This is a genomic window from Serinibacter arcticus (assembly GCF_004786095.1).
In the GTDB taxonomy this organism is placed as follows: domain Bacteria; phylum Actinomycetota; class Actinomycetes; order Actinomycetales; family Beutenbergiaceae; genus Litorihabitans; species Litorihabitans arcticus.
Genome location: NZ_RHPJ01000003.1, coordinates 674573 through 686176, shown reverse-complemented (window position 1 = coordinate 686176; position 11604 = coordinate 674573). Strand labels below are relative to the sequence as shown.

General features: G+C 74.6%; 13 protein-coding genes. 9 read left to right on the top strand and 4 right to left on the bottom strand.

All coding sequences use genetic code 11. The features are described 5' to 3' along the window. The first annotated feature begins 10 nt into the window (after positions 1 to 10). Genes SERN_RS12175 through SERN_RS12165 form a run of 3 tightly spaced genes read left to right on the top strand, consistent with a single transcriptional unit; the run spans position 11 to position 4443 of the window. Positions 11 to 2644 carry a GNAT family N-acetyltransferase gene (locus SERN_RS12175; RefSeq protein ID WP_158292649.1) on the top strand — a complete coding sequence of 878 codons (2634 nt, stop codon included), beginning with the start codon at positions 11 to 13 and terminating at the stop codon, positions 2642 to 2644. A gap of 48 nt (positions 2645 to 2692) precedes the next feature. Beyond that, positions 2693 to 3259, top strand: a complete 567-nt coding sequence (locus SERN_RS12170) for a DUF5998 family protein (RefSeq protein ID WP_135850356.1) — start codon at positions 2693 to 2695, stop codon at positions 3257 to 3259. Continuing rightward, positions 3256 to 4443 carry an alkaline phosphatase family protein gene (locus SERN_RS12165; protein WP_135850355.1) on the top strand — a complete coding sequence of 396 codons (1188 nt, stop codon included), beginning with the start codon at positions 3256 to 3258 and terminating at the stop codon, positions 4441 to 4443. Before SERN_RS12170 ends, SERN_RS12165 begins: the two co-directional genes overlap by 4 nt. A 43-nt stretch (positions 4444 to 4486) precedes the next feature. Here SERN_RS12165 and sepH read toward each other — a convergent pair whose 3' ends face one another. Then, complete coding sequence (sepH, locus tag SERN_RS12160) at positions 4487 to 5761, bottom strand: septation protein SepH (protein ID WP_135850354.1); 1275 nt, start codon at positions 5759 to 5761, stop codon at positions 4487 to 4489. An 87-nt stretch (positions 5762 to 5848) separates the two neighbouring features. On the opposite strand from sepH, the gene SERN_RS12155 reads away from it, so the two are divergent. Beyond that, positions 5849 to 6730: an inositol monophosphatase family protein gene (locus tag SERN_RS12155; protein ID WP_233251656.1), complete on the top strand. Its 882-nt coding sequence runs from the start codon at positions 5849 to 5851 to the stop codon at positions 6728 to 6730. 287 nt (positions 6731 to 7017) lie between these two features. Then, entirely contained in the window at positions 7018 to 7317 is a 300-nt protein-coding gene (locus SERN_RS12150) for a DUF4193 domain-containing protein (RefSeq protein WP_109230702.1), read from the top strand. Positions 7318 to 7417: 100 nt separating this feature from the next. Here the strand turns inward: SERN_RS12150 and SERN_RS12145 are convergent, their stop codons facing one another. Beyond that, positions 7418 to 7897, bottom strand: coding sequence for a DUF3093 domain-containing protein (locus SERN_RS12145; RefSeq protein WP_135850353.1), 480 nt, complete (start codon positions 7895 to 7897; stop codon positions 7418 to 7420). A 56-nt stretch (positions 7898 to 7953) separates the two neighbouring features. On the opposite strand from SERN_RS12145, the gene dut reads away from it, so the two are divergent. Genes dut through SERN_RS12125 form a run of 4 tightly spaced genes read left to right on the top strand, consistent with a single transcriptional unit; the run spans position 7954 to position 10308 of the window. Further along, positions 7954 to 8421: a dUTP diphosphatase gene (gene dut, locus SERN_RS12140; RefSeq protein WP_135850352.1), complete on the top strand. Its 468-nt coding sequence runs from the start codon at positions 7954 to 7956 to the stop codon at positions 8419 to 8421. Continuing rightward, complete coding sequence (locus SERN_RS12135; RefSeq protein WP_135850351.1) at positions 8421 to 9191, top strand: DUF3710 domain-containing protein; 771 nt, start codon at positions 8421 to 8423, stop codon at positions 9189 to 9191. Before dut ends, SERN_RS12135 begins: the two co-directional genes overlap by 1 nt. Before the next feature lie 5 nt (positions 9192 to 9196). Continuing rightward, positions 9197 to 9562 carry an OB-fold nucleic acid binding domain-containing protein gene (locus SERN_RS12130; protein WP_233251655.1) on the top strand — a complete coding sequence of 122 codons (366 nt, stop codon included), beginning with the start codon at positions 9197 to 9199 and terminating at the stop codon, positions 9560 to 9562. Further along, positions 9559 to 10308, top strand: coding sequence for a DUF3159 domain-containing protein (locus tag SERN_RS12125; RefSeq protein ID WP_135850349.1), 750 nt, complete (start codon positions 9559 to 9561; stop codon positions 10306 to 10308). The genes SERN_RS12130 and SERN_RS12125 overlap by 4 nt, the downstream gene beginning before the upstream one ends. Here the strand turns inward: SERN_RS12125 and SERN_RS12120 are convergent. Together SERN_RS12120 and SERN_RS12115 are read right to left on the bottom strand one after the other, a co-directional pair. Continuing rightward, positions 10241 to 10942 (bottom strand): potassium channel family protein, encoded by a 702-nt coding sequence (locus SERN_RS12120; protein WP_135850348.1) that lies wholly within the window; start codon positions 10940 to 10942, stop codon positions 10241 to 10243. The genes SERN_RS12125 and SERN_RS12120 overlap by 68 nt on opposite strands. Continuing rightward, entirely contained in the window at positions 10939 to 11595 is a 657-nt protein-coding gene (locus SERN_RS12115) for a potassium channel family protein (RefSeq protein WP_135850559.1), read from the bottom strand. Before SERN_RS12115 ends, SERN_RS12120 begins: the two co-directional genes overlap by 4 nt. Between the last annotated feature and the right edge of the window lie 9 nt (positions 11596 to 11604).

Genomic DNA, 11604 nt, shown 5'->3' with positions numbered 1-11604 from the left:
GGTGGCGGACATGGCCTCCCCCCACGCCTCCTACCCGGAGCACTGGGAGGCGGACGTCCTCCTGCGGGACGGTTCCACCATGCGGGTGAGACCGATCCGGCCCGACGACGCCGCCGCGCTCCAGGCCTTCCACGTCGCCCAGAGCGAGCGCTCCACCTACTTCCGGTTCTTCGCCCCGCTGCGCCGCCTGCCCGAGCGCGACCTGGACCGCCTGGTCACGGTCGACCACGTCGACCGCGTCGCGCTGGTGGTGACGGGGGGCACCTCGATCGTCGCCGTGGGGCGCTACGACCGCGTGGCGCCCGACCGCGCCGAGGTCGCCTTCAACGTCTCCGACACGCTCCAGGGCCGCGGTCTGGGATCGGTCCTGCTCGAGCACCTCGCCGCCGCCGCGCGCGAGCGCGGCATCCGCACGTTCGTCGCCGACGTCCTGCCCGGGAACGCCCGGATGATCCGGGTGTTCACCGACGCCGGCTACGAGGTCGCGCAGCGCTACGAGGACGGTGTCATCAGCCTCGAGTTCCGCATCGACCCGACCGAGGCGTCCCGGGCGGTGGTCGACGGGCGCGAGCAGCGCACCGACTCCGCCTCGATGCTGAGCCTCCTGGCGCCCGAGGGCGTCGTGGTGGTCGCCGGATCGGCGGAGGCCGAGCTGGCGCTGGCCGTGCTGGCGCACCTGCAGGTGCCGCCCGCGGTGCGGGTCACCACGGTCGGGGCGCCGCTCGAGCACCCGGGCACCGGGGCGACGCACCCGACCGGGCCGACGCCCACCTGGTTCCCCGACCTCGCGGCCGCGGGTGGCGCCGGTGCGAGCGCGCAGCTGGCGCTCGTCTCCGGAGCGCCCGCCGAGGTCGTGGCCTGGCTGCCCGACCTGGCGGCGCTGGGGGTGCGCGGCGTCGTCGTCCTGTCCGGCCGGTTCGACGACGACGGCCCCGCCAGCCAGCGCGCCCTGCTGGCGGCCGTCCGGTCGCGGGGCCTGCGCCTGGTCGGACCCCGCTCGTTCGGGATCATGACCGAGGTGGCGGGGGAGCGGCTCGGCGCCCTGCTCTGGCCGGGACGGACACCCCTGGGGCCGACCGCGCTGTTCTGCCAGTCGCCCGCGGCCGCGCAGCAGCTGATGACGCTGGTGGACCGCCTCGGCCTCGGCGTCGACACGTTCGTCACCGCCGGGCACCGGGCCGACGTGTCCGGCAACGACCTGCTCCAGTACGTCACGGACGACCCGCACGTGCGCGCCGTGGGGATGTACCTGGAGTCCCTGGGGAACCCGCGCAAGTTCGCCCGCGTCGCGCGCCGCGTCAGCTCGCGCATCCCGGTGGTCGCGGTGGTCGGGGCGAGCTACGGCGTCGCCGGACCGGACGGGGACGTGCTCGGGCGCGACGTCGTGGAGGAGACGATGCTCGCCTCCGGCGTGATCGTCGCCGACTCGATGCGTGCCATGGTCGGCGCGACGCAGCTCCTGGCGCACGCGCCCCTGCCGCGCGGTTCCCGGATCGCCGTCCTCTCGAGCTCGTTCTCGCTGGCCGACCTCGCCGCGGCCCAGGTGCAGCGGCTCGACCCCCACCCTGACGTGCGGGTCGCACCCCGCCCCCCGGACCTCGTCGACGCGGCGCGATCGCTCGCGACCGACGAGGACTGGGACGTCGCGCTCGTCCTGTACTCGCCCCCGCTGCGCGAGCGCGACCCCGACGTGATGGCAGCGCTCGCCGCGCTCGCCGACTCCGGACGGACCGTGCTGGCCGTCGTGCTCGGGCTGCAGGGGGCGTGCGCGGAGCTCACGTCGCCGCACGGCGAGGTCGTCGTCGCGTACGAGAGCGTGGAGGAGGCCGTGGACGCGCTGACGCACGCCGCCACCTACGCCGACTGGCGGCGCACCGACCACGGCGGGCTGGTCAGCCCCGAGGGGCTGGACGTGCGCGCGGCCAGGGCGATCGTCGAGCGCGCGCTCGACGGCGTCGCCCCCGGTGACGACGTCACGCTCGGCACGCAGGACGCCGCGGGGCTGCTGGGGGCGTTCGGCATCGAGGTCCTGCCCTCGCGCGAGGTCCGGTCAGCGCCGGCCGCGCTGGTCGCCGCGCGCGAGCTCGGCTGGCCCGTCGCGGTGAAGTCGAGCCTGCCGCGGCTGCGGCACCGGGCCGATCTCGGCGGTGTGCGGCTGGACATCGGCGGCCCCGTCGACCTGGTCGAGGCGGTGCGCCAGATCCGAAACCGCCAGAGCGAGGACGCCGCCGTCGAGATCCAGCCCATGGCACCGCTCGGCGTCGCGTGCGTCGTGCGCGCGTGGGAGGACGGTCTGCTGGGACCCGTCCTGTCGTTCGGCCTCTCGGGCGACGCCTCGGAGCTGCTCGGGGACGCGACCTACGCCGTCCCCCCGCTCCGGACCGGCGACGTGCACCGGCTCGTGACCTCGTTGCGCGCGGCGCCCCGGCTGCTGACGCCGCAGGGCGGGGAGGTGCCGGACGTCGCCGCGCTCGAGGTCCTGCTCGCCCGCGTCGCGGTGCTCGTGGAGGCGACGCCGTCGCTGCGCCGCCTCGACCTCCTGCCCGTGCTGGTCTCCGCCTCCGGGGCGGTCGTGCTGCGCGGCGAGATCGTGCTGGCCGCGACCGTCCGACCCGACGGCGCGCGCCGGGCGCTGCGCGCCTGACCCACAGGGTCCGAGCGGTCACACCGCCCGAGGTGGAAGGATGGTCGGGTGCGTCAGACCTCAGCCCACACCGACCTGCTCGACGACATCACCCTCTCCGGCTACTACCCGGAGCTCGTGACGGACGTCATCGACCTCGCGCTCGCGGGGGAGGCGGTCGCCGCCCACCTGCTGCAGCCCGAGACGACGTTCGACGACGCCGAGGTCCGCCGGCACCTGACCGCGCTCGTCCTGACCCCGCGTCGGCTGCTCGTGGCGCACGTCGACGACCAGGTCGTGGACGGCACGCTCACGGCCGTGGCGAGCACCGAGGCGGTGCCGCTGCGCGAGCTGCGCTCCGTCGTCATCACGCAGGGCTTCAGCGATCCGGCCGCCCAGGGCGGGTCGCGCCGTCGGGACATCACGATCTCCCTGGGCTGGGGCGCCGTCCAGCGCATCGACCTGGAGCCGGCCGGCTGCGCCGATCCGAGCTGCGAGGCCGACCACGGCCTCACGGGCGCCTCGACGCCCGACGACCTGCTGATCCGCGTCAGCGCCGAGGCCGAGGGCGAACCCGCGCTGGCCGGGGCCGTCGCGTTCGCACGGGCGCTGTCCGCCGCGACGTCGCTCACGTGAGCGACCCGTTCCCCTTCCCGTCGGATCTTCTCGACCCGCGCGGGCTGCCACAGCTCGCCGGGGTCCTGACCGACGTCGCCCGGTCCTTCGGCGTGACCGACGTCCCGGGTGCGACCGCCGGCCTCGACCTCGGTCGCCCCGAACGCGTCTGCGTCGTCCTGGTCGACGGGCTGGGGGACGTGCCCCTGCGCGCGCGCACGGGGCACGCGCCCACGCTGCGCGGGCTCGTGTCCGGCAGCACGCCCGTGATGGCCGGCTACCCCTCGACGACGGCGGCCTCGCTCGCCTCGTTCGGCACGGGGCTGCCCTCCGGGACCACCGGCATGCTCGGCTACACGGTGCGCGATCCGCGGACGCCCGACGCCGCCCCCGGACTCGTCAACCTCGTCTCGTGGGCCACGCAGCCGGGTGCGTCGCGGGATCCGGTGCCCGAGGTGCCCGAGCCGCGGACGTGGCAGCCGGAACCGACCGTGTTCGAGCGACTCGTGGCGGCCGGGCACACCGTGACGAGCGTCGGACCGCTCCGCTTCGCCGGCTCCGGTCTGACCACGGCCGGTCTGCGCGGCTCGACCTACCGTGCCGCCGAGAGCCTCGAGCAGCGCGTCGACGCCACGATCTCGGCGCTGCGCCAGCCGGGGCTGGCCTACCTCTACTGGGGCGACCTCGACAAGGCGGGCCACCACCACGGCTGGGGCTCGGCCCAGTGGGGCGAGGAGCTCGGCGCGTTCGACCACGAGCTCACCCGGCTGCTGCGGCGGCTGCCGCGAGGCACGGTCGTCCTCGTGACGGCCGACCACGGCATGGTCGACGTGACGGGGCACACCGACGTCGCCGCCGTCCCTGCCCTGCACCGCGACGTGGTGCTCGTCGCGGGTGAGCCGCGCGCGAGCCACGTGCACCTGGTCCCGGGCGCCGAGGCCGCGGTGGTGGCGGCGCGCTGGCGCGAGGAGCTGGGGGAGCTGGCCTGGGTGCTGACGCGGGCGGAGGCTGTCGAGCGCGGGCTGTTCGGCGCCGTGCCCGAGCGCAACGCGGCCCTCATCGGCGACCTCGTGGTCGCGGCGCGGGGCCGGCACGCGATCGTCGACTCGCGCACGCAGAGCGCAGCGTCGATCGCGCTGATCGGCATGCACGGATCGCTCACGCACGACGAGCTCGCGGTCCCCGCGATCCTGGCGACCGCCTGATCGTCGACGTCGGACCGGGCGGTGGCCGCCCGGCCCTCGCGCCTCAGTCCTGCTTCGCGCCGAAGACGATCTCGTCCCACGACGGGATCGAGGTTCGTCGGGCCTTGGCGCGGGACCGTGCCGGACGGTTCGACGGTGCGGGCGCCGCCTCGTCGTCGTCGGCTCCGGCGGTCGCGTCGCCGTCGGGGGTGTCGCCGGCGTCGTGCGTGACGCCGTCGTGGGGCTCGTCGGTCGGAGCCCCCTGCTGCCGCAGCCGGAGCACGGGTGCGACGGGGAAGAGCGCGTCGTCGACCGCGCTCGAGCGTGACGCCGTGCCGGACGCACCACCGGTACGGGCGCCGGTTCTCGCGCTCCCGGCGGGATCGGCGTCATCGGCGTCGTCTGAGGACGACGACGGCGGGGCAGCGCCCTCGTCCGGCTCGTCGCCGCGCGCCGGCCGCCGCCGACCGAAGCCACGACGGCCACGGGTGGCGTCGAGCCGGTCCAGCAGCGCCTCGGTCGCCGCGGGGGAGCCGAGACGGTCCTCGTCGCCGGCGGTGTCCTGCTCGTCGGAGGGCGACGCCGCGTGCCGGTCGGGGACGTCGGGGGAGTCGGTCGCCGAGGAGGCGGCACCGGACGCGTGGTCGCCGGGTCCGTCGTCGCCCGGCTCCGCGGGCAGCGAGCGCGAGTCGAGGATGACGACGTCGGGGGCGCGCCGGGAGTCGTCCTCGTGCTCGACGTCGAACGGCCGTCCGTGCGCGGACCGGCGCGATCCCGTCAGCTCGGTCTCCGACAGCCACCGGCTCTCGTCGTCCAGCGCCACCAGCGAACGCGTGGTCAGGTCGACCTGCCAGTGCGCGACGCGCAGGGAGCCACCCGCGGTGAACGCGACGGCGACCTCCCAGGGCTCACCGGCGCGGCGGACCGCGTCCCACTCCGCCTCGGAGGTCACACCGCGCGCGGCCAGGCGGTCGACGACGAGGTCGCCCAGCGTCGGCGCCCCCACCTCGCGACCGATCGGGAGCGCCCGCGTCTGCTGCGCGATCCACGACCGCTCGGCCTGGACGGGTCCCTCGTACCGGCGGACCGACTCCAGGGTGAGTCCCCCCTCGGCGGCCACCTCCTCGACGCTGGCCCCGGCACGGATGCGGGACTGGATGTCGCGAGGGCGCAGCGCCGAGAGCTCCCGGGCCCGCAGGGCCTCGAGGTGCGGTCGGTCGCGGCGCACCGCAGTGCGTAGTGCCTCGTCGATGACGAGCCGATAACGCTGGCCGTCAGGGCCACGCAGGATCAGGTTCTCGCCGTCGGCGTGCAGGCTGTCGAGCTCGAGCTCCACCATGTGCGCCTCCTTCGGGCCCAGCGTGCCACCCGTGCGGCGCGATCCGCCGCATTTGGCTCGGAGTGGTGCTGGCCTAGGGTTGAGGTCGTGGTCACGCGAAGCGAGAACGACGGACAGCCCGCACACCCCGTTCCCTCCGCGGAGGTCGTGGCGCAGCTGCGCGAGGCGAGCGAGAGGTTCGCGCGGAGGGCGGGCGAGCTGGCGCTGACGATGCGCGCCGAGGCCGTCGACGTCGCCGCCACCAAGTCCTCCGCCACGGACGTGGTCACGAAGGCCGACCTCGCGAGCGAGGCGCTGCTGCTCGACCTGATCACCCGGCTGCGTCCGCAGGACGGCATCCTCGGCGAGGAGGGGGCGCAGCGGACAGGGACGAGCGGTCTGACGTGGGTGCTCGACCCGATCGACGGCACCGTGAACTACCTCTACGGCCGGGCGGACTGGGCGGTCAGCGTCGCCGTCGTCGCCGGTGACCCGCGCGACATGACCACCTGGCAGCCCGTCGCCGGGTGCGTGCACGCGCCCGCGATGGGTCGCACGTGGACCGCCGGCCTCGGTCAGGGGGCGACGGCGGACGGCCGACCGCTCACGGCGCCGACCGGGACCCCGCTCGCCGAGGCGCTCGTGGGCACCGGGTTCTCCTACTCCGCCGCCACGCGCGCCTGGCAGGGCGACGTCGTGGCGGACGTCCTGCCGCAGGTGCGGGACATCCGGCGCGCCGGGGCGGGTGCGCTCGACGCGTGCGCCGTCGCGACGGGTGAGCTCGACGCGCACTACGAGCTCGGCCTGAACCCGTGGGACGTGGCCGCGGCCGTCCTCGTCGTGACGGAGGCGGGCGGTGTCGTTCGTCACCTGTCCGGCCCCGACGGCGGGCTTGTGACCGTTCTCACACAGGCCGGTCTGGCCGATCCGCTGGTCGACGTCCTGCGCGATGCCGCGGCCGCCGCCGACTCGGCGACGATCGCGGACTGACCCGTCCCGCGCCCCCGTCGGGGCCACGCCGCACCCGGGAACAAACGGCCCACCCGGGGCGTTGTCCGACCTGGCAGCCCGGTTCAGGCCGGTCGCCCGGCTCCTGGTACGTCCCGGCAGGCCGAGCGTGTGCGCCTCGCCGTTCGATGGTGCACAATCAGCGCGCCGTCCTGGTGGGTCCGGTTCCGACCGTTCCCGCCGAGAGCAGGGCGCGCAGCAGCAATGACGAGATGAAAGAGCTCGGCGGTCCCCGTCGTCGAGCCGACCGACGGAGTGTGACGCCCGACATGGCGACCGATTACGACGCCCCCCGCAAGACCGAGGAAGAGCTCAAGGAAGACTCGATCGAGGAGCTCAAGGCTCGTCGCAACGAGAAGAGCTCGGGAGCCGTTGACGAGGACGAGACCGAAGCGGCTGAAGGATTCGAGCTGCCCGGTGCCGACCTGTCCGGCGAGGAGTTCACCGTCAGGGTGCTTCCGCGCCAGGCCGACGAGTTCACCTGCACCCGCTGCTTCCTGGTGCACCACCGCAGCCAGCTCGCGCTGACCGACAAGGTCGGCCCGGTCTGCTCGGAGTGCGCCGCCTAGCAGCGCGACCCCACGAGCGGTGGTCCCACCGGCCGCTCACCGGACGTCGAACGCCGCCAGCGATGCGCTGGCGGCGTTCAGTCGTTCTCGGGCAGATGGCTCAGGCGGTGGGCGGCCGGACCGAGACCAGCGCGGCTGCGAGCTCGGCCGGGCGCCGGGTGGAGATCAACCAGTACGGCGTCGGATCCTGGGGGTCGAGCACTCGCACCCGCACGGCGGTCCTGATCCATCCGCGGTGCGCCAGGTAGGCCCGCGCGTCCGATCCCGGGCCCAGGGCCCGGCGGCTGGCCTCGCGGTCGAGCTCGGTGACCTCGCCGACGTGCCACGCCTCGAGGAACGCCCGGCCGGCCCGCAGACCGGGATCGGTCCCGTCGGTCACGGTCACCCGCTCGGCCGTCCGAGCCAGCACGATCGCGATGGTCAGCGTGACGGCGAGGAGCACGGCCACGGCGGCGACGTCGGAGAGCGGGAACACGGCGAGACCGGCGAAGAGGCCGCCCCCGGGGGCGAGGAGCCAGGCCCCGAACGAGGGCCACTGCCGTTCGACGAACACCTCGCGCGAGTCGAGGGAGGCAGGCATGCACCTAGCCTGCCACGTCCCCGACGGGCCAGGGACGCCGCGGGTATGGTGGGCGGGTGAGCAGCACGGTGACCGTCCCCCTCGTTCGGCTCGACCCCGACCTTCCCGTCCCGAGCTACGCGCACCCCGGAGACGCCGGCGCCGACCTGCTCGCTCGCACCGACGTCGTGCTGGCCCCGGGGGAGCGGGCCCTGGTGCCGACAGGTGTCGCGCTCGCCCTCCCGGTGGGCTACGTCGGACTCGTGCACCCGCGATCGGGCCTCGCGCTGCGGCAGGGCCTGACGGTCCTCAACGCACCGGGAACGATCGACGCCGGCTACCGCGGCGAGATCGCCGTCGTGCTCGTCAACACCGACCGCACCGCGTCGGTCACCGTGACTCGGGGTGATCGGATCGCCCAGCTGCTGGTGCAGCCGGTCGCCACCGCCCTGTTCGACGTCGTCACCGCGCTGCCGGAGGCGGCGCGCGGTGAGGGCGGCTTCGGTTCCACAGGCGGGCACGCGTCCGCGGGGAAGGACATCTGATGGCACTGTTCGGTCGTCGGCGCAAGGACGCCGACAAGGATCCGGCCGCTCCGGACGACGTGGCGGAGGTCGACTCCACCGACGGCGGGACCGCGGGCGCCGACGCGGCGGTCGAGGGCGCATCGCCCGACGGCGCTCTCCCGGTCGACTCCGAGCGCGGCCCCTGGGACGAGGCGGACGCGCAGGAGAAGCCCGGGCGGGTCGACCTCGGGGCGCTGAAGATCCCCGGTCGCCACGGCATGGCGCTGCGGATGGAGCTCGATCGCGCGAGCCGTCGGGTGATCGCTGCGAACGTCTCCATCGGTCAGTCCAACCTGCAGGTGCAGGCGTTCTCCGCCCCGCGCACCGCGGGCATCTGGGAGGACATCCGCGCCCAGATCTCCGAGTCGATCACCAAGCAGGGCGGCCAGGTCACCGAGACGACCGGGCCGTTCGGCAAGGAGCTGCTCGCGCTGCTGCCCGTCAAGGACGCCCAGGGCAACGTCGGACGCCGACCGGCGCGCTTCCTCGGCGTCGACGGGCCGCGCTGGTTCCTGCGCGGTGTCCTGACGGGCGCTGCGGTGGCCGACAAGACCGCCGCCCGCGACCTCGAGCAGTACTTCTCGGAGATCGTCGTCGTGCGCGGCACCGACGCCCGACCGCCGAGCGAGCTCCTCGCGCTGACGATGCCCGGCCGACCGGCCGGTGCGCCCGAGGCGCCGCTGCCGGCCCCGATGCAGGCGCCGAACCTGCTCGCGCCGCGCGGTCCAGAGATCTCCGAGGTGCGGTGAGGACGGTGGAGCGCACGCGGCTGCTCGCCTCGCACGAGGAGATCCACGCGTCCGACCAGCGCGCCTGGGTGGCCACCTACGACGTCGAGGCCATCGGCGCCGTCGAGCCGCGCAGCCGCGCCCACGTGGCCGGCGTGCTCCGCAGCGTCACCTACGCGCCCACGCGCTCGACGACGGCGCTGCGGGCCGAGCTGTTCGACGGCACCGGCAGCCTCGACCTGGTCTGGACCGGGCGCGGCGACATCCCGGGCATCACCCCCGGCCGCCGCCTGCTCGCCACCGGGATGGTCTCGCGCCGCGAGGCGGGTCGGCCCCGCCTCGTGATCCACAACCCCACCTACGACCTGCTCCCCGTCAGCGAGCCCGCATGAGCCTGCCGGAGCACGAGCACCCCCGTCCCGCACCCGGGACCGCACCGGGGGAGCGCGTCCCCGCCACCGGCCTCGGCGCGCTCGGCGGCGAGGACTTCTCGATCGAGCAGGCCGTCGGTGGCTGGCGCGGCCTGGTGGAGTCCGTTGCGCCCGGCATCGTCTTCGTGGTCGTGTACGTCATCACGAACGAGGTCGTCCCGCCCGTGGTCGCCGCGCTCGCGGTGGCGGCGGTCGCCGTCGTGGCCCGCCTGGTGCGCCGCAGCTCGGTGACGTACGCATTCGGCGGCGTGCTCGGGGTCGCGATCGGTGCGTTCGCGGCCTGGCGCTCGGGCGAGGCCGGCGACTACTACGTCTGGGGCCTGATCACCAACGCCGCGTTCGTGCTGGTCACGGGCATCTCGCTCCTCGTTCGACGCCCGCTGGTCGGGCTGGTCGTCTCGGCGCTCGGGCTCGACCCCGCGCTGGACAAGCCCGGGACGGGGGAGCGCGCGCTCGACACGTCGTGGCGCCAGGACCCCGACCGCCTGCGCCGCTACTCGCTGGCGACCGTGCTCTGGTGCGGCGCCTTCCTGCTCCGCCTCGCGGTGCAGGTGCCCCTCTACCTCAGCTCCGAGGTCGCCTGGCTCGGGACCGCCCGCCTGATCATGGGACTGCCGCTGTGGGCGCTGGTCCTGTGGGTCACGTGGCTGCTGGTTCGTCCAAGATCCGCTGCAGCTCCTGCGCCGGAGGCGTCGCCGGGGCGGTGAGCCCGTCGCCCAGCGGCGTCGAGATGACGAACACCAGCTGGTCGTGACCCTCGAGCGTGTCGTCGGGACTGGGCGGGATCGCCCGGCCGCTGCGCAGGATGGTGGCGAGCACGGCGTCGGCCGGCCACGCCACCTCGCCCACCCGCACGCCCACGAGGTGGGAGTCGTCGGCGAGCGTGACCTCGTACATGCCGGCGCCGGAGGCCTGCAGCTCGAACAGCTTGACCAGGTCGCCGACGCTCACGGCCTCCTCCACGAGCGCCGTCATGATGCGCGGCGTCGACACCGGGACGTCCACGCCCCACGTGTCGTCGAACATCCACTCGTTCTTGGGGTTGTTGACGCGGGCGACGGTCCGCGGGACCGCGAACTCGGTGCGCGCGATGAGGGAGAGCACCAGGTTGACCTTGTCGTCACCCGTCGCGGCGACGACGACGTCGCACTCCTCGAGCCTGGCCTGCTCCAGGATCGTCATCTCGCACGCGTCGCCCAGGAGCCACTCGGCGTCGGAGACGCTCGCGACCCGCATCGCGGCGGGGTTGCGGTCGATGAGCGTGACCTCGTGACCGTGCCCCAGCAGCTCGCGGGCGATGGACCGTCCGACGCTGCCGGCCCCGGCGATGACGACCCTCATGACTCGCTCCTCCGGGTGGGCGGCGTGGCCAGGACGCGCTGGATCGCGTTGGCCCGCTCGGGTTCGCACAGCACGTGCGCGACGTCGTTCTCCTGCACCACGTGGTCCGGGCGCGTGATCTCACCGCTGCCCCATCGAGTCAGGAACGCGACCCTGGCCTGGGCCGCCTGCTCGAGCGACGTCACGGCGTGGCCGATCCAGGCGCGGTGGATGCTCATCTCCACGATGCTGACGCGGCCGGAGGCGTCGGTGTACTCGGTCACCTCGCGGGCGGGCAGCAGCCGACGCATCATCTGGTCAGCGGTCCAGCGCACGGTGGCGACCGTCGGGATGCCGAGACGCGAGTAGATGGCGGCACGTCCGGCGTCGTAGATGCGGGCGACGACGTTGTCGACGCCGAACGTCTCCCGCACCACGCGCGCCGCGAGGATGTTGGAGTTGTCGCCGCTGGAGACGGCCGCGAACGCGTACGCCTCGTCGATCCCGGCCTGCGTCAGCGCGTCCCGGTCGAAGCCGAGCCCGGTCACCCGCCGACCAGAGAAGTCGGGACCCAACCGGCGGAACGCATCCGGGTTGGAGTCGATGATGGCCACCGAGTGGCCCTGCTTCTCGAGGGTCTCCGCGAGGGTCACGCCCACCCGTCCGGCGCCCATGATCACGAC

Excerpts from the sequence above, each read along its gene's own strand:
- SERN_RS12175 (WP_158292649.1), top strand. The coding sequence starts at position 11 with ATGGCCTCCCCCCACGCCTCCTACCCGGAGCACTGGGAGGCGGACGTC.
- sepH (WP_135850354.1), bottom strand. The coding sequence starts at position 5,761 with ATGGTGGAGCTCGAGCTCGACAGCCTGCACGCCGACGGCGAGAACCTG.
- SERN_RS12150 (WP_109230702.1), top strand. The coding sequence starts at position 7,018 with ATGGCGACCGATTACGACGCCCCCCGCAAGACCGAGGAAGAGCTCAAG.
- SERN_RS12145 (WP_135850353.1), bottom strand. The coding sequence starts at position 7,897 with ATGCCTGCCTCCCTCGACTCGCGCGAGGTGTTCGTCGAACGGCAGTGG.
- SERN_RS12135 (WP_135850351.1), top strand. The coding sequence starts at position 8,421 with ATGGCACTGTTCGGTCGTCGGCGCAAGGACGCCGACAAGGATCCGGCC.
- SERN_RS12125 (WP_135850349.1), top strand. The coding sequence starts at position 9,559 with ATGAGCCTGCCGGAGCACGAGCACCCCCGTCCCGCACCCGGGACCGCA.
- SERN_RS12120 (WP_135850348.1), bottom strand. The coding sequence starts at position 10,942 with ATGAGGGTCGTCATCGCCGGGGCCGGCAGCGTCGGACGGTCCATCGCC.
- SERN_RS12115 (WP_135850559.1), bottom strand. The coding sequence starts at position 11,595 with ATGGGCGCCGGACGGGTGGGCGTGACCCTCGCGGAGACCCTCGAGAAG.